Genomic DNA, 15,824 nt, shown 5'->3' with positions numbered 1-15,824 from the left:
GGGCAACAGAATCACAGGATGGCAATTACTGGCAATGGATTGCTAACAATTGCCACGCTTGCCTACCTTGGCGGAGACGCAGTCACGTCCACTCACTGTCTCGAAGGAGAGTTCAATGAAGTCTCGACCCCTGATCGCCCTCGGGGCGATGACCGCAGCAGCGATCGCGTTGACCGCATGCTCGGGATCCGGCGCTGGTACGGATGACGGCGGCACCAGTGGCGCTGTCGATGGGACAGGCCAGACGCTCACCGTGATGATGGCCGCGAACGGCCTCTACCCCGAGCAGCAGAAGGAATGGTTCGGGAAGGTCTCCGATGCGTTCGAGGAGAAGACCGGAGCCACCGTCGAGTTCGAGACCTTCGCCAGCGCCAACGACGAGCTCACGAAGATCCAGACCTCCGTGCTCTCCGGACAGGGCCCCGACGTCTACGGTCTCGGCACCACCTTCACACCCACCGCCTACGCCACGGGAGCCTTCGTGAAGCTCACCGATGCCGACTGGGACAAGGTCGGGGGCCGCGACCGCTTCGTGCCATCCACCCTGGGTATCTCCGGCCCGAGCGAGGACGACGAGATCGCCATCCCGTTCGTGAGCCGTCCCTTCGTGATGGCCTACAACACCGAGCTGCTTGCCGCCGCCGGCATCGAGGAGCCGCCGACGACCTGGGATGAGCTGACGGCTGCGGCCGCGAAGATCGAATCCGGTGATGTGCACGGCCTCGCGATCGGCTACGCCGACAGCTTCGACCCCTGGAAGTTCGTCTGGGGGATGAGCGTGCAGGCAGGCAATCCGCTGATCGACGTCGACGCCAAGAAGGCGGAGATCGACGACCCAGCCGTGGCCGCTGCGTATGACACCTACTTCGGCTGGTACCAGGACGGACTCGTCGACCCGGCATCGGTCGGGTGGAAGAACGCGCAGGCCGTCGCCGCCTTCGCCGAAGGGAAGGCCGGCTTCCTGCCGATGACCTCGGCGAACTCCAAGCCCACGTTCGCTGGCTCACCTGTCGCCGACTCCTACGCCTACGCGCTCCTGCCGACCATCCCGCCGGGGGAGACCGAACTTCCGAAGGGCGGCAAGGAGGCAGCCAGCATCCTCTCCGGCGACAACCTCGTCGTCGCGCAGTATTCGCCGAACCAGGATCTCGCATTCGCGTTCATCGAGATGCTGACCAGCACCGAGTCGCAGCTCGACTACTTCGACACCTTCGGAGAGCTGCCCACCGGCGTGGAAGCCGCCGCGCAGGTCGAGAAGGACAACCCCGATCTGAGCGCCAACGTGCAGGCCGCCTCGCAGTCGGTGGCCACCCCGTTCACGGGCGCCTGGGGGGACACGCAGCTCGCCCTGACCAACGTGGTCGTCCAATCGCTGCCCGCCCTGCAGGGGGGATCGCTCAGCCAGAGCGCGATCGCCGCATCGATCGCCGAGGCTCAGGCGAGCGCGCAGTCGGCGCTCGACAAGTCCAAGTAGCGACGCGAGGACACTCACATGGCGATCGCCACCGACACGCGTCGGAAACGGACCGACGACACCCCGCCGAGCGAGCGGCCCCGCCCGCTGTGGATGCTGCTGCCCGGCGGGGTGCTGATGACACTGCTGATCCTGGTGCCGCTGCTGCTGGCCTTCTGGATCTCGATGCTCGACCTGGACCAGTACACGATCCGGCAGTGGCTGCAGGCGCCGTTCGTCGGATTGGGCAACTTCGTCGAGGCGTTCTCCTCCTCGCCGCTGCTGCGCGGGATCGGGCTGAGCGTCAGCTATGCGCTGATCGTGTCGGTGGCGGCGATCCCGATCGGAGTCACGGCGGCGCTGGCCACGCAGAACGCCTTCCGCGGTCGCGGGCTGGTGCGCTCCGTCTACCTGATCCCGTACATCCTCCCCGCCTTCGTGGTGGCCACGGTCTTTCGGGCGATGTTCCAGCCCGAAGGAGTGGTCGACGAGGCATTCGGCGTGTTCGGGGTCGACCCGGGGCTGTGGCTCAACGGGCCGCAGAGCTATTGGACCCTGGTCATCGCGCAGCTCTGGGTGAGCTGGCCGTTCGTGTACCTGTTGACGCTGGCCGGACTGCAGGCGGTGGATGCGGAGGTGCACGAGGCCGCGGCGCTCGACGGCGCGGGGTGGGGCATCAAGCTGCGCAAGGTCATCCTCCCGTATCTGCGCGGATCGATCCTGCTGGCATTCATCCTCACCTTCCTGCACAGCATCAACGCCTTCACGATGCCGTTCGTGCTCTTCGGGATACCGGCGCCGGTCGATGTCGAGGTGCTGCCGGTCCTCACCTACGTCACGGCGTTCCAGAGCTTCCGGTTCGGCCTCTCGGCGGCCATGGCGGTGGCCTCGCTCGCGATCGTCGCGATCCCCCTGTTCATCTACCTGCGCGCCGTGCGCCTGGACACCGGAGAGGACGCGAAGCGATGAGCGCCACCACCACGATCGCGCAGGTCAACCCGCGCCGGAGCCGCCCCGGCGGTCACAGCCAGGTGGATCGGCTGCTGCCGCGCCCGCTTCTGGCTGCCGCGAACATCGTCCTGTGCCTGCTCGTGTTCGGGCCTGTCTCGTACATGCTGTTCGCCTCGATCAATGCGGATGTCGCGGTCGCCGGCGGCGCGTACTGGCCGACCGAGCTCCGGCTCGACAACTACGTCAAGGTGTGGCGCAGCGTCGATCTCGCGGGAGGGCTGGCCAACAGCCTCCTGATCTGCGGCGCGGTCGCCGTCGTCTGCGCGGCCGTCGCGGTCTCGATGGCGTGGGTGTTGGTGCGCTTCACCTTCATCGGACGCGTCACGATCCTTCGAGGACTGCTCGGGCTGCAGTCGGTCCCCGGCACGCTCATGCTGCTTCCGGTGTTCGTGATGTTCTCGACGCTCTCATCGGTGCTGCGCATCCCCACCATCGGCACCCACTGGTCGGTGTTCGTCACTTATCTCACCTTCGCGCTGCCGTTCTCGACCTGGGTGATGGTGACGTACATCCGCGGACTGCCGCGCGAGCTCGAGGAGGCCGCGCGCATGGACGGTGCCTCGAACTTCCGGGTCCTCACGCGCATCGTGCTGCCGCTGAGCTGGCCGGGGATCGTGGTCTCCGCGATCTTCGCATTCCTGCAGGGCTGGAACGACGTGCTGTTCGCCTCGGTCATGACCAACCGCGACAGCCGCACCGCCGCGGTGGCCCTGCAGATCTTCGGCGCGACGCAGGAGACGGGAGCCGTGCCCCTGTACGGCCAGATGATGGCGGCCTCGCTCATCTGCGCGATCCCCGTCGTCGTGCTCTACCTCGTGTTCCAGCGTTATCTCGTAGGCGGTCTCACCGCAGGAGGAGTGAAATGACCCCGTGGAAGCTCTCAGGATTCGGTGACGAGATCGATCCGGACCCGGCCGTGCAGATCGCCGTGCTCCAGGCGCTCGGCGCACAGCACATCGAGGTGCGCAGCGCGTGGGGGGTGAACATCGTCGATCTCGACGAGTCTCAGCTCACGCAGCTCGCGTCCGTGGTGCGCGAGCGCGGCATGGCGGTCTCGGCGATCGCGTCGCCGATCGGCAAGGTCGATGTGTCCCTGCCGGTCGAGCACGAGGTCGGTCGGCTGCAACGGGCGATCCGGGCAGCCGAGGTGCTGGAGACCCCGTATGTCCGCATCTTCTCGTTCTTCCGCGCGGAGCACCTCTCAGCGGACGACATCCGCGACGACGTGCTCGTGCGCATGACAGCGCTCGCCCGCACCGCCGAAGCGGCCGGGGTCACCCTCGTGCACGAGAACGAGAAGGACATCTACGGCGACATCCCCTCGCGCGTGCTCGACGTGATCGAGTCGGTCGGCTCCGACCGGCTGCGCGTCGCCTGGGACAACGCCAACTTCGTCCAGGTCGGCGTCCGGCCGTTCACCGACGGCTACGCCAAGCTGCGGCCGCACCTCGAGTATCTGCAGCTGAAGGACGCTCTCGCCGCGACGGGTGAGGTCGTACCGGTGGGTGACGGCGACGGCGAACTGCGCGAGACCCTCACCGCCCTGCGCGACGACGGCTACGCGGGGTTCGCCTCGCTCGAACCGCACCTCGCCGACGTCAACGCGCTCGGCGGCTTCTCGGGGCCCGAGGCCTTCGGGCGTGCCGGGCGAGCCCTTCGCACACTCACAGACGAGATCGGAGTCACCCTCTCATGACCGACGCAATCCTCGACGTCGCCATCGTCGGATGCGGCATCATCGGCGTCAACCATGCCAGAGCGATCGCGGTCACCCCGGGTCTGCGCATCGTCGCGGTCGTCGACGAAGTGCCGGCCGCGACCGATCGGCTGGCCGACCTCATCGTCGAAGAACTGGGCGGAGAGCGCCCATCCACGCACGCCGATATCGAGTCGATCCCCGACGACATCGATGTGGTCGTCATCTGCACCCCGAGCGGTTCCCATGTCGAACTCGCCGAGAGGGCGGTCGCGCGGGGGATGCACGTCGTGCTCGAGAAGCCCCTCGACGTGTCGATGGAGCGTGGTCGCCGGCTGGCCTCGATCGCACGGGACGCCGAGGCGCACGGCATCCGGATCTCGGTGATCAGCCAGCACCGCTTCGACCCGGGCGCGGTGGCCGTCGCTGAGGCCGCCCACACCGGACGCCTGGGGCGGATCACGAGCGCTGTCGCCTCCGTGCCCTGGTGGCGCTCGCAGGAGTACTACGACTCGGGTGCCTGGCGTGGCACGTGGGAGCTCGATGGTGGAGGCGCCGTGATGAACCAGGGCGTGCACACCGTCGACCTGCTGCTGTGGTTCCTCGGCACCCCCGTCGACGTGTTCGCCCACACCGCGCTGCTCGCGCATGAGCGGGTCGAGGTCGAAGACGTGGCGGTCGTCACGGTGCGCTTCGAGTCGGGCGCGCTCGCCGTTCTGCACGCCACGACCGCCGCCTTCCCTGAGCAGCCGGTACGGCTGGCCGTGCACGGCGCGCAGGGGACCGGCATCATCGAGAACGACCAGCTCGCCCGGTTGTGGGTCGACGGCGAGACCGCCGACCGCAGCGTCGACTGGGTGCCCGAGGGGCATCGGCTCGGCGACGACCGTGACCCGCAGGCGTTCGCCGAGGGTCACGCCCGCCAGTACGCCGACATCGTCGGGAGCATCCGTGAGGGGAGAGCCTCGCGGGTCGGCGTACCCGAGGCACTGCTGGCGCTCGCCGTGGTGCGCGGCATCTACGTGTCGGCGACCACCGGCTCTGCGGTACGCGTCGCCGACCTGATCGACGGCACCGTCGACGATGCGGACGTGCGGACGGGAGGCATCGCATGAAGTTCTCGGTGTTCACCGCGGCGACCCCCGACTGGGAGCCGGCAGAGGCGGCTCGCCGCATCGCCGCGATCGGGTATGACGGCATCGAGTGGCGCATCACCGACCAGGACGAGGCCGACCCGCCCGGATTCTGGGCCGGGAATCGCGCGACCTGGCCGCTCACCGGGCTCGAGGGGTCGGTCTCCGAGATCGCCCGCATCACCCGCGAGGCCGGGCTGGAGTTCAGCGGCATCGGCGGCTACGCGCTCGCACCCGACCACGACGATGTGCTGCGGACGCTCAGGGCCACCGCAGAACTCGGTGCGCGTCAGGTGCGCGTGCGCATCCCCTTCAACGACACCCAGGACTATCGCACGGTGTTCGCGCAGACCAGGGGCGACCTGGAGTGGGCCTCCCGCGAGGCGGGGGCACTCGGCGTGAAGGTGCTCGTCGAGCTGCACCATCAGACGATCTCGGCGTCGGCGTCGGCCGCCCTCCGCCTGGTCGACGGCATCGACCCGCGCACCATCGGTGTGATCCACGACCTGGGCAACCTCGTGATCGAAGGGCAGGAGGACACTCGCGCCGGCCTGCAACTCCTGGGGGAGTACCTCGCGCACGTGCATGTGAAGAACGCCGTCTGGCAGCGCACCGGGCAGACCGGGCTCGACGGCGATGTGCGCTGGGAGTCGGCATGGGCTCCGCTTCGCGAGGGCATCGCCAGCGTGCCGGACTATTTCCGCGCCCTCGCCGAGGTCGGCTACGACGGCTGGGTGACGCTGGAGGACTTCTCGACGGATGCTCCGCTGGAGGAGCGCCTGATCGACGACCTCGCCTTCCTCCGCGCGTCTGCCGGCGCCGCCGGCATCGGATCGTGACCGGGCCTGCGCGCACGCAGCATCCCCCGCTCCGTGCCGCTCATCTGGGTCTCGGCGCCTTCCATCGGGCTCACCAGGCCTGGTACACCCAGCAGGCGAACGAGCGTGCAACCGCAGACGACGGGTGGGGCATCGCCGCTTTCACCGGGCGTGCCCCTGAGGCCGCAGAGCTGCTGTCGCGCAACGACGGCGTGTACACGGTGCTGGAGCGCTCCGCCGAGGGAGACCGGGCGACGACCGTGCAGTCGATCGTGCGGGCGGTACCCGGATCGGATGAGCGGGCCTGGCTCGACACTCTCACCGATCCTCGGGTCGCGGTTCTGACCGTGACGGTCACCGAGGCGGGGTACTCGGCCGGTTCCGGGGTTCCGCGGCGCATCGCCGACGGCCTCGTCGCGCGAGCGCGGGCCGGTGCAGGACCCATCGCGGTCGTGAGCTGCGACAACCTGCCGCAGAACGGTCGGGCGCTGCGGGACGTGGTGCGCAAAGCCGCCGGGCCCCAGGCTGTGCGACTCTCAGACATCGCGTCGTTCGTCGACACGGTGGTGGACCGGATCACCCCTGCCGTCACGCCGGCCGACATCGACGCCGTGCGGAAGCTCACCGGCCTCGACGATCCGTCCGCGGTGGTCACCGAACCGTTCGCGGAATGGATCCTCGCGGGTGAGTTCCCGGGCGGTGCTCCGGAGTGGGCGCAGGTCGGAGCCAGATTCGTCGCCGATGTCGGGCCGTACGAAGCGCGCAAGCTCTACCTGCTCAACGCCGGGCACACCTTCCTCGCCGCAGCAGGGCGGTTGCGGGGCTACGACACGATCGCAGAGGCGTTCGGCGATGCCGACCTGCGCGCCGACACCGAGGCGCTGTGGGCTGCGCAGCGCACCGCGGTCGACCTGCCGGTCGCGGAGCTCGACGGATGGCTCGACGATCTGCGCCTCCGCTTCTCGAATCCGCGCATCGCCCATCGGCTCGACCAGATCCGTCGGGACAGTCCGATCAAGGTGGCGCTTCGCCTCGTCGCTCCCCTGCGGAGACGCCGAGAGGACGGCGATGCCGCCGACGACGCGCAGCTGCACGCCGTGGAGAGCTGGATCCGCTCCCTCGTCGAACTCGACCCGACCGACCCCGCGACGGCCGTGATCGCCCGCACCATCTCCGCCGTGCCCGCGGCTGACCGCGCACGCACCGTCATCGACCACCTCACTCCCGAAGGGACCCTCGCATGAGCATCGACAAGGCTGAGGTCATCGTCACCAGCCCCGACCGGAACTTCGTCACCCTCAAGCTCACGACGGCCGATGGCATCTCCGGTCTCGGTGACGCCACCCTCAATGGGCGCGAGCTCGCGGTCGTCGCGTATCTCACCGAGCACGTCGTCCCGCTGCTGATCGGTGCCGACGAGGATCGCATCGAGGACACCTGGCAGTTCCTCTACCGGAGCGCGTACTGGCGCAGGGGACCCGTCACGATGGCCGCTGTCGCCGCGGTCGACATGGCGCTGTGGGATATCAAGGGCAAGAAGGCGGGGATGCCCGTCTACCAGCTCCTTGGCGGAGCCAGCCGCACCGGGCTTCTCGCCTACGGTCACGCGTCGGGCAAGGAGCTGCCTGAACTGTTCGACTCCGTGCGCGCGCACCTCGACCAGGGGTATCGGGCGATCCGGATCCAGACCGGTGTTCCCGGGCTCAAGGCCATCTACGGCATCGCTTCGCAGGCCGCCGACACCGGAGGGGGAGAAGCCCGCTATGACCACGAGCCCGCCCGCCGAGGCGCGAAGCCCGTCGAAGAGGACTGGGATACCCGCGCCTACTTGAACCACCTGCCGGGCGTCTTCGAGGCGGTGCGCAACGAGTTCGGCCCCGACATCCCGCTGCTGCACGACGGCCACCACCGGATGACGCCGATCCAGGCGGCGAAGCTCGGCAAGGCGCTCGAGCCGTACGACCTGTTCTGGCTCGAGGACTGCACCCCCGCCGAGAACCAGGAGGCGCTGCGACTCGTGCGCCAGCACACGACCACGCCCCTCGCGATCGGCGAGATCTTCAACACCGTCTGGGATTTCAAGGACATCATCCGCGACCAGCTCATCGACTACGTGCGCGGGGCCGTGACCCACATGGGCGGCATCAGTCCGCTGAAGAAGACATTCGACTACGCGGCGATGTACCAGATCAAGTCCGGCATGCACGGGCCCACCGACATCTCGCCGGTCGGCATGGCGGCGGCGATGCACCTCGGCCTCGCGATCCACAACTTCGGCATCCAGGAGTACATGCAGCACGGCTCGCGTACCGACCAGGTGTTCCAGCAGTCCTTCACCTGGCGTGGCGGACTGCTGCACCCCGGCGACAAGCCGGGCCTGGGCGTCGAGCTCGACGTCGACGAGGCCGGCAAGTACCCGTATGAGCGCGCTTATCTGCCCTACAACCGGCTGGCGGATGGAACGGTGCACGACTGGTGACCACCGAGTCTCGGCCGATCGTCGTCATGGGAGTGTCCGGGGTGGGTAAGACCACACTAGGTCGGGAGCTCGCCCGCCGGATCGGTGTCGCGTTCATCGATGCGGATGACCTGCACGGGCCGGCGAACATCGCGAAGATGGCAGCCGGGGTCCCGCTCGACGACGACGACCGATGGCCGTGGCTCGACCGGGTGGGGGCGGCGCTCGCCGCGGACCCCGGTGTCGTCATCGCGTGCTCGGCGTTGAAGCGCACCTACCGCGATCGGCTTCGGGCGTCGGCGCCGACGGTCGTCTTCGTGCACCTCGATGCGCCGCAGGAGCGGGTCGCGGAGCAGGCGACCGCACGGCGGGGCCACTTCATGCCTCCCGCACTGCTTGCGTCGCAGCTGCAGACGCTGGAGCCGCTCGGGTCGGACGAGGGCGGCCTCACTGCGGCGGTGGATGCCTCGCCCGCAGAGCTCGCGGAGCGCATCCGTCGAACCCTCGTCTGAGGACTTCCGGCGCTTTCGGACCGGCCTCAGGGAATCGGAACGGCCCGATCGGCGCCGAGCCGCTTCATCACCATGGTCGAGGTGAGGCGCTGCACGCCGGGGAGGGTTCCGAGCGTGTTGTCGTAGAGCTCCTGGTACGAACCCATGTCACGCGTGAGGATGCGCAGCATGTAGTCGGGGTCGCCGAACAGGCGCTGCGCCTCGACGACGGCGGGGATCGAGACGACGGCTTCCTCGAACGCGACGATCGTGTCCTTGTCGGTACGCCCGATCGTCACGAAGACGATGGCTTCGAAGGTGAGGCCGACGGCTGCCGGGGCGACCACCGCCCGGTAGCGTTCGATCGCTCCGGACTGCTCCAGCTCTTTGAGTCGGCGATGGCAGGCGGAGAGGCTCAACCCGACCTGCGCGGCGAGATTCGTGGCACTCATCCGACCGTCGTCCTGCAGTAGCGAGAGGATCTCCCGGTCAAGTGCGTCCATGGTGACAATTCTTGCAGGTGAAGCCGTCAGTCGCCCGAAGAATCGAAGCACCTTTCGCGTGATTCTTCGTAGTCTCTTCCTCGAATCGAGGAGAACCGATGGATATCGCGCTGGTCATGCAGTTCTGGGTGGTCGCCGTCATGCTCGCGCTGACGCCGGGCGCCGATTGGGCCTATGCGATCTCCGCCGGCCTGCGTGCTCGCTCGATCGCGCCATCGATCCTCGGGATGATCGCGGGTTACACGGTCGTGATCGTCGCCGTCGCCCTGGGGCTCGGCGCCCTGGTCACCGCGTATCCCGTCACTCTGACGACCCTGACGGTGGTCGGCGCGCTCTACCTGATCTTCCTCGGGGCCACGACTCTCGCCAGTCGTCCTGCCCCCATCGCGGAGAGCGGCGAGCCGATCGCCACGGGCGGGTGGGCGCAGTTCCTGCGCGGCTCCGGCGTGAGCGGCATCAACCCGAAGGGCCTGCTCCTCCTGCTCGCGCTGCTGCCCCAGTTCACGAGCGCGAGCGGATGGCCGTCGACGACGCAGATGCTCGCGCTCGGTGGCCTGCATCTGCTCAACATCGCGGTCGTGTACACGACCGTCGGGCTGCTCGCTCGCCGACTGCTGCGGACGAGGCCCCGCGCGAGCTCCGTCGTCACTCGGATCGCCGGCATCGCGATGACGGTCATCGGCGTCGGCATCCTGATCGAGCAGGTGATCGAGTGGCTGTGACGGCAGAGGTCTCTCACCAGGGCACAGGTCGTCACCAGCGCACAGGGCTTTTCCCCGGTGGATGCTGACCTCTCCCAGACAGCGCGGAGGTAGCGTCGAGGGGCGCCATCGACCGGCGGGACAGGAGGACCACGTGACGACGACGGGACGGACGACCACGGCCCTGCGGCTGCTGCTGCCCGCGTTCCTGCTCGGCGCGATCATCGCGATCTCGTTCCTCGAGGCGCCGCTGAAGTTCCTCGCACCCGGCGTCACGATCCCGATCGGGCTCGGCATCGGGCGACTCGTCTTCACCGCGCTGAATGTGCTCGCCGGCATCGTGCTCCTGGTGCTCACGTTCGTGAGCGTGCGAGCACGGGCGGGACGCGGGCCCCTCATGATCCTGGGCGGGATCTGGCTGGTCTTCGTCGTCGAGGTCGCACTCATCCGTCCCGTGCTGAACCGGCGCAGCGACCTCGTGATCGCGGGATCGGAGGCGCCGGGCACCAACGGGGCGCACTACGCGTACATCGCGGCCGACCTCACGATCGTCGCCCTCCTCGTGGTGCTGATCATCGTCAACCGCGCGAAAAGTGCTCCCTCCACCCGGCACCGTATCCTGACCGAAGCCCGTCGCGCGTAATGGTCCCGCGCATTCAACGTCTTCTCTGCGGAGGCAGCGCACCTCCACCGGTCATCTGATCGGGACGCCGCGACGACGGACCTCAGACCTCGTCGGTCGGCGAACGGCAGTGTGTTCGACCCGTGCCCTCCTCGGCGCGGTGCAACCGCCGGCCGGCGCACGAGGGCACGGCTGGGGAGTCGTGGCCCTCGGGGCGGGGTGTCCCGTTCGTTCCCTCGCGGACCGCACACCCCGCCCACTCGACCTCCCCGGAGGAATGGTCGCGAACGGCGGGGTGATGTTCCTCCGCTACCGGACCGCCTGAACTGCGGCCGCGGACCGGTCGGCGATCAGCGGGCCGAGGTCACGGTCGGACGCGGACGGTGCGTCCCTCGAACGACACGAGGTCGCCGTCGCGCAGCTGTCGTCCGCGGCGTCGATCGATCTCGCCGTTCACGGTCACGTACCCGTCGATGATGACCTCTTTGGCGTCGCCGCCCGAGTCGAGCAGGCCGGCGAACTTGAGGAACTGTCCGAGGCGGATCACCTCACCGCCGATGGAGATGTCGTCGATCGGGTCGGAGTTCGTCATCCTTGAATGCTAATCGGACTTGCGTGCTGATCGGCTTCGCCACCGCAGGACGCGATGGTGCCGCCGCCCCGGTGGGGAGCGGCGGCACCATCATGCCGGGCGTCTCGGGTCCGCCCGACAGGACGCGGCCCGCACCGACTCAGTCGATGTCGGTACCGACGACCGCGAAGTCGGCGTCGAACTCGATGTCGATCGATCGGCTGTCCGCAGTGAGCACCGAGGCGTCGTAGGGGCTCACGTCGTCGCCGTCGACATCGAGGTCGGTGATCATGCCCTCGGCCTCGGCGAGTGCGGCGGCGACCAGTGCGCGGATCGTCTCGTCGTCGAGGATGAGCGTCGGGCCGGTGTCGTCGCCGTCTGCCGCGTCGGTGGAGGCGACGGTCGCCGCGAGCTCCTTGTCGACGCGGATCTCGGTCTCATCTCCCGCCGCTGTGCTCAGCTGCACCTCCCAGGTGCCGTCACGCTTCGCGTCGATCGAGGTGACGTCGCCGTCGGCCGCGCCGCGTGCGGCATCCGCGATCGCGATCAGCTCGTCGGCGGAGGCGGAACCGATGCCCGTCACCGGGCCACGACCGTTCGAGGGGGTGTCGCCGCGGTCGTCGCTCCTGGGGCCGTCACCGGGACGACCGTGATCCTCGCTGTCGTCCTTGCGGGGGCCGTCCGACACCGAGGAGCGGTCGTCGTCGTCGAACTCGTCGCCGATCGCCGCGCCGATGGCGATGCCGCCGCCCGCGAGGACCACGGCTGCCGCGATGCCGCCCCCGATGACGAGCGCGCGCTTGCGGCCGGCCTTCGGGGATGATGCCGTGGCACCGGGGGTCGGCTCGGCCGCCGGGAACGTCGGGTGCTCGCCGGCGCCGGGCGCGGGTGCCGTCCCGGCCGGGGGTGCAGGGGCCGTCGGCGCCGCTGCGGCATCGGGAGTCGGGGCCACCGGCACGGTCGGCGCGTCCGGCGTGCTCTCGGGCGTCTGGTCGGGAGAGGGTGTCTTGTCGTCCATGACTCGATGCTCTCCCGCGGGCGCTGAAGCCTCCCTGAAGCGTCCTGAAGGACTCTTCAGGAACCCGTCGCTCAGGCGCCGCGGGGGAGGGTGAGGACGAAGCGTGCGCCGCCCCATCGGGAGTCGTCGACCGTGAGAGACCCGCCGGATGAGGCGGCGATTCCGCGCGCGATCGCGAGCCCGAGGCCGCTGCCTCCGGCGTCACGGCTGCGGGCCTCGTCGAGCCGGACGAAGCGCTCGAAGATCCGCTCCCGCTCCTCGGCGAGAACCCCGGCTCCGTCGTCTTCCACCGTCACGAACACGTATCCGTCCGAGGGGATCACCGCGATCGCCACCCGACCTCGACTGTGGCGGGCGGCATTGTCTGCGAGGTTGCGCACCAGCTGGCCGAGCAGGCGCGGGTCGCCGTGCACCCGTGCGGCATGGATGCCGGTACCGTCGACGTCGAGCCCGGCCGCGCGGAGTCGGCGCACCTCGCCGAGCGCGATGTCGTCGAGGTCGACCGCCTCGTCGAGCGTGCTCGCACCCTCGTCGAGGCGGGCGAGAAGCAGCAGCGATTCGACGATGCCCTGCAGTCGGAGCCCCTCTTCCGAGACGACCTCTGCGAGCTCGCCGATGCTGGTGACCTCGGGGTGGGCCTGGGCGAGCTCTGCGTGCTGGCGGATGGTCGCGAGCGGCGAACGCAGCTCGTGCGAGGCATCCGATACGAATCGGCGTTGCGCGGTGGCAGATGCATCGAGCCGGTCGAGCATGCCGTTCATGGTGGTCGCGAGTGCGGCGATCTCGTCTGCTGTCTCGGGTACGGGAACGCGCTGGTGAAGGCGCTCGGCGGTGATGCCGTCCACTTCCTCACGGATGCGCTCCACCGGTCGGAGCGCGCGGCCCACGACGAGCCAGGTGGTCACGGCCACGAGCAGCAGCAGCAGCGGGACCGCGATGGCGAGCAGCGTCGCGACCGTCGCCAGGGTCTCTGCGTCGTCGTCCATCGAGACCGCGAGCACGAGCGTCTGATCGCCGTCGATGTCTTCCGAGACCACCAGGACGGTGTCGCCGTCGACGGTGGTCGTCTGCGGGTCGTCGTCTGCGGGGAGCGGGGTCGAACCCAGTTTGTCGCGAGCCTCCTCGCTCGCGGCACGTACCGAGCCGTCCGGACCGAGGATCTGCAGGATCTCGTCTTCGAGAGCGTCCACCCCCTTGCCGCCCGGCCCGCCGGCACGTTCGGCGAGCTCGCTGAGCCGCTGCTCGGCCGCGCGCTCGGTGCTGTCGTGGACGCTCGCGCTGAGCACGCCGTAGAACGAGAAGGCTCCGATCAGCAGGGCGACGGCGACGACGACGGTGGCGCCGAGCGTGGTCCTGCCGCGCACGGAGCGCCAGCCACGGCTAGCCACCGTTCGCCGCCAGCCGGTAGCCCGCACCGCGTATCGTCTCGATCGCCTCGCGCCCGAACGGCTTGTCGAGTTTGCGACGCAGATGCCCGACGTAGACCTCGACGATGTTGGGGTCGCCGTCGAAGTCGTCGTCCCAGACGCCGTCGATGAGGGCGCGTTTGGACAGCACCTGTCCGCGATGGCGCATCAGGTACTCGAGCACCGAGAACTCCCGCGCGGTGAGGCTCACCGGGGTCTCGCCGCGCCAGACCCGGTGGGCTGCGGGGTCGAGCCGCAGATCGCCCGCCTCCAGGATCGCCGGGCGGGCGACGGCTCCACGGCGCACGAGGGCGCGGAGCCGTGCGACGAGGATCGCGAACGAGAACGGCTTGGTGACGTAGTCGTCGGCCCCGGTCTCGAGTGCCTCGACCTGGTCCCACTCGCCGTCCTTCGCCGTGAGCATCAGCACGGGCGTCCAGTTCTCCTCGGCGCGCAGTGCTTCGCAGACCTTCCATCCGCTCATGCCCGGCATCATCAGGTCGAGCACGATCGCGTCGTACCGCGTCTCGCGTGCACGCCAGAGTCCGTCGACGCCGTTGTGCGCGACGTCGACCGCGAAGCCCTCGGCCTCGAGCCCGCGGCGCACGCCTTCGGCCAGGCGCACCTCGTCGTCAACCACCAGGATCCGCATTCCTCCAGTGTGGTCGGTCGACGCTGAATCCGGGCTGAAGCGGTCGAGGATCAGGTGGAGAGGTGTGCCTGGATCTCGAGGATCACTTCGCCGAGGGCTCCGGAGGAGAGGAGCCCGGGCCCGAGGGGTCCGGCTGTATCGGTGCCCAGCGGTGGGAGGGTGCGCAGGGCTGCAGCGGCTTCGGGAGAGAGGTGTGCGAGTTGCCATCGCACCTCTGCGGCACGGGCGTCGGATGCACGGGCGTCGGTGGCGTCCGGGTGTGCCCGCTCGACGGCCCGCGCGGCGTAGGCGGCTGCCCCGAGAGCATGCGCACCCATGTGCGCGACCCCTGCGGCCTGTGCCGCGGAGCGGGCGGCGGCGGTGCCGGCAGGGGTCACGGCGCTGCGAGCAGCCCTGCCCGCGACGAAGCGACGACGGATCTCGCCCGCAGCCGTGAGCTCGCCCCGCGCGAAGGCGCGCGTCCTGGCGATGGCATCGCGCGCACGGTCGTCGTCCGGGGCCTCGGTCTCGAACAGCGGCAGCACGCGCTCGGCGCAGTCGGCCGCCCACACCGCGACGATCCGACGGTCGGTCTCGGTCATGCCCTGAAGAGTCATGCCCTGCGGAGTCGACATGGGGTTCACCTCGTCCGTCGTCCGGTGCGAGCGCGCGCGGCCTCGTGCGCCTCGCGGAGAAGGGCGAGCACGGCACCCTCCGTCGCCGCTGCGGGGTTGATCACGCACACCCAGCCGGCGGTGCCGTACAACGGGTGAGGCCGGAAGACGTCGACCGCCGTCGGGTCGGTGTCGCCGCCCGTGAGAGACCCCGCCGCGATGATCGACTCCGCGCGCTCGCGTCCGACGTGGATGTTCACCCGGAAGCGCCCTGGAGCGTCCAGCGCGGAGGACGTGTCGTCGGGATAGTCCTTCGTGATGATCGTCCCGTACGGCTGCGTGCGCTCCGGCATCCGGCCGTCGGGCGCGTGGTAGAAGTATGCGTCTCCCCATGACAGTTCGGGGAAGTCGCTGCCTGCCTCCGGGGCGACGACGAGCACGCCGTCGAACGAGCGGACCTCTTCGATGATCTCCTGCATTTCCATCCTTCAATGCTGAGGCTGATGTGCTTATGTGGGCTCAAGGGCCGGAAAGACAAGGAGGCACGTGCAGAACCCTCAAGAGCAGGTGATGACCACTGCGGCGCTCGGACGGCTGGTCGGCTACTCGACGCAGCAGGTGCGCGACCTCGAGCGACTCGGTGTGCTCCCCGCCGCGGAGCGCGGTGCGAACGGGTACCGGCGGTATCGGATGCCGCA

General features: G+C 69.2%; 19 protein-coding genes. 12 read left to right on the top strand and 7 right to left on the bottom strand.

Features of this window, described 5'->3' with window-relative positions; all coding sequences use genetic code 11:
- The first annotated feature begins 115 nt into the window (after positions 1-115).
- The 9 genes from ILP86_RS11905 to ILP86_RS11865 are packed head-to-tail and all read left to right on the top strand — an operon-like array spanning position 116 to position 9,081.
- Positions 116-1,474: an extracellular solute-binding protein gene (locus tag ILP86_RS11905; protein ID WP_193762052.1), complete on the top strand. Its 1,359-nt coding sequence runs from the start codon at positions 116-118 to the stop codon at positions 1,472-1,474.
- Between the two features lie 18 nt (positions 1,475-1,492).
- The gene (locus tag ILP86_RS11900; RefSeq protein WP_046748543.1) at positions 1,493-2,422 is read left to right on the top strand and encodes a carbohydrate ABC transporter permease; all 930 of its coding nucleotides are present in this window, start codon (positions 1,493-1,495) and stop codon (positions 2,420-2,422) included.
- The gene (locus tag ILP86_RS11895) at positions 2,419-3,330 is read left to right on the top strand and encodes a carbohydrate ABC transporter permease (RefSeq protein ID WP_046748544.1); all 912 of its coding nucleotides are present in this window, start codon (positions 2,419-2,421) and stop codon (positions 3,328-3,330) included. Before ILP86_RS11900 ends, ILP86_RS11895 begins: the two co-directional genes overlap by 4 nt.
- Positions 3,327-4,160: a sugar phosphate isomerase/epimerase gene (locus ILP86_RS11890; protein ID WP_193762050.1), complete on the top strand. Its 834-nt coding sequence runs from the start codon at positions 3,327-3,329 to the stop codon at positions 4,158-4,160. Before ILP86_RS11895 ends, ILP86_RS11890 begins: the two co-directional genes overlap by 4 nt.
- On the top strand, positions 4,157-5,275 hold the full coding sequence (locus tag ILP86_RS11885) for a Gfo/Idh/MocA family protein (protein ID WP_193762048.1): 1,119 nt from the start codon (positions 4,157-4,159) through the stop codon (positions 5,273-5,275). The genes ILP86_RS11890 and ILP86_RS11885 overlap by 4 nt, the downstream gene beginning before the upstream one ends.
- A complete protein-coding gene (locus ILP86_RS11880; RefSeq protein WP_113680559.1) occupies positions 5,272-6,132 on the top strand; it encodes a sugar phosphate isomerase/epimerase in 861 nt (286 codons plus the stop codon). The genes ILP86_RS11885 and ILP86_RS11880 overlap by 4 nt, the downstream gene beginning before the upstream one ends.
- On the top strand, positions 6,129-7,355 hold the full coding sequence (locus ILP86_RS11875; RefSeq protein WP_193762047.1) for a mannitol dehydrogenase family protein: 1,227 nt from the start codon (positions 6,129-6,131) through the stop codon (positions 7,353-7,355). Before ILP86_RS11880 ends, ILP86_RS11875 begins: the two co-directional genes overlap by 4 nt.
- The gene (gene manD / locus ILP86_RS11870; protein ID WP_193762045.1) at positions 7,352-8,590 is read left to right on the top strand and encodes a D-mannonate dehydratase ManD; all 1,239 of its coding nucleotides are present in this window, start codon (positions 7,352-7,354) and stop codon (positions 8,588-8,590) included. The genes ILP86_RS11875 and manD overlap by 4 nt, the downstream gene beginning before the upstream one ends.
- Positions 8,587-9,081, top strand: coding sequence for a gluconokinase (locus ILP86_RS11865; protein WP_308431930.1), 495 nt, complete (start codon positions 8,587-8,589; stop codon positions 9,079-9,081). Before manD ends, ILP86_RS11865 begins: the two co-directional genes overlap by 4 nt.
- 26 nt (positions 9,082-9,107) lie before the next feature.
- Here ILP86_RS11865 and ILP86_RS11860 read toward each other — a convergent pair whose 3' ends face one another.
- Positions 9,108-9,563, bottom strand: a complete 456-nt coding sequence (locus ILP86_RS11860; RefSeq protein ID WP_113680556.1) for an Lrp/AsnC family transcriptional regulator — start codon at positions 9,561-9,563, stop codon at positions 9,108-9,110.
- A gap of 98 nt (positions 9,564-9,661) precedes the next feature.
- Here ILP86_RS11860 and ILP86_RS11855 point away from each other — a divergent pair, with 98 nt between their 5' ends.
- Positions 9,662-10,285 (top strand): LysE family translocator, encoded by a 624-nt coding sequence (locus ILP86_RS11855; protein WP_193762044.1) that lies wholly within the window; start codon positions 9,662-9,664, stop codon positions 10,283-10,285.
- A gap of 133 nt (positions 10,286-10,418) precedes the next feature.
- A complete protein-coding gene (locus ILP86_RS11850; protein WP_193762042.1) occupies positions 10,419-10,907 on the top strand; it encodes a hypothetical protein in 489 nt (162 codons plus the stop codon).
- A gap of 343 nt (positions 10,908-11,250) precedes the next feature.
- Here the strand turns inward: ILP86_RS11850 and ILP86_RS11845 are convergent, their stop codons facing one another.
- From ILP86_RS11845 to ILP86_RS11820, 6 genes are all read right to left on the bottom strand, one after another.
- On the bottom strand, positions 11,251-11,478 hold the full coding sequence (locus tag ILP86_RS11845; RefSeq protein ID WP_017829834.1) for an RNA-binding S4 domain-containing protein: 228 nt from the start codon (positions 11,476-11,478) through the stop codon (positions 11,251-11,253).
- Between the two features lie 139 nt (positions 11,479-11,617).
- A complete protein-coding gene (locus tag ILP86_RS11840; protein ID WP_227751214.1) occupies positions 11,618-12,475 on the bottom strand; it encodes a hypothetical protein in 858 nt (285 codons plus the stop codon).
- A gap of 71 nt (positions 12,476-12,546) precedes the next feature.
- The gene (locus ILP86_RS11835) at positions 12,547-13,863 is read right to left on the bottom strand and encodes a HAMP domain-containing sensor histidine kinase (RefSeq protein ID WP_308431929.1); all 1,317 of its coding nucleotides are present in this window, start codon (positions 13,861-13,863) and stop codon (positions 12,547-12,549) included.
- Positions 13,856-14,533 carry a response regulator transcription factor gene (locus ILP86_RS11830; RefSeq protein ID WP_193762039.1) on the bottom strand — a complete coding sequence of 226 codons (678 nt, stop codon included), beginning with the start codon at positions 14,531-14,533 and terminating at the stop codon, positions 13,856-13,858. Before ILP86_RS11830 ends, ILP86_RS11835 begins: the two co-directional genes overlap by 8 nt.
- A 50-nt stretch (positions 14,534-14,583) precedes the next feature.
- Positions 14,584-15,147 carry a putative immunity protein gene (locus ILP86_RS11825; RefSeq protein WP_179515694.1) on the bottom strand — a complete coding sequence of 188 codons (564 nt, stop codon included), beginning with the start codon at positions 15,145-15,147 and terminating at the stop codon, positions 14,584-14,586.
- A 5-nt stretch (positions 15,148-15,152) separates the two neighbouring features.
- Positions 15,153-15,611 carry a DUF6194 family protein gene (locus tag ILP86_RS11820; RefSeq protein WP_113680810.1) on the bottom strand — a complete coding sequence of 153 codons (459 nt, stop codon included), beginning with the start codon at positions 15,609-15,611 and terminating at the stop codon, positions 15,153-15,155.
- 85 nt (positions 15,612-15,696) lie between these two features.
- Between ILP86_RS11820 and ILP86_RS11815 the strand changes: the two genes are divergently transcribed.
- On the top strand, positions 15,697-15,824 hold a 128-nt coding region (locus tag ILP86_RS11815), incomplete at its 3' end, for a MerR family DNA-binding transcriptional regulator (RefSeq protein WP_193762225.1).

It is taken from the genome of Microbacterium sp. R1 (genome assembly GCF_015159725.1).
Taxonomy (GTDB): Bacteria; Actinomycetota; Actinomycetes; order Actinomycetales; family Microbacteriaceae; genus Microbacterium; species Microbacterium oxydans.
Note: the sequence above shows the minus strand (reverse complement) of the source record. Positions and strands in the feature narration are given on the sequence as shown.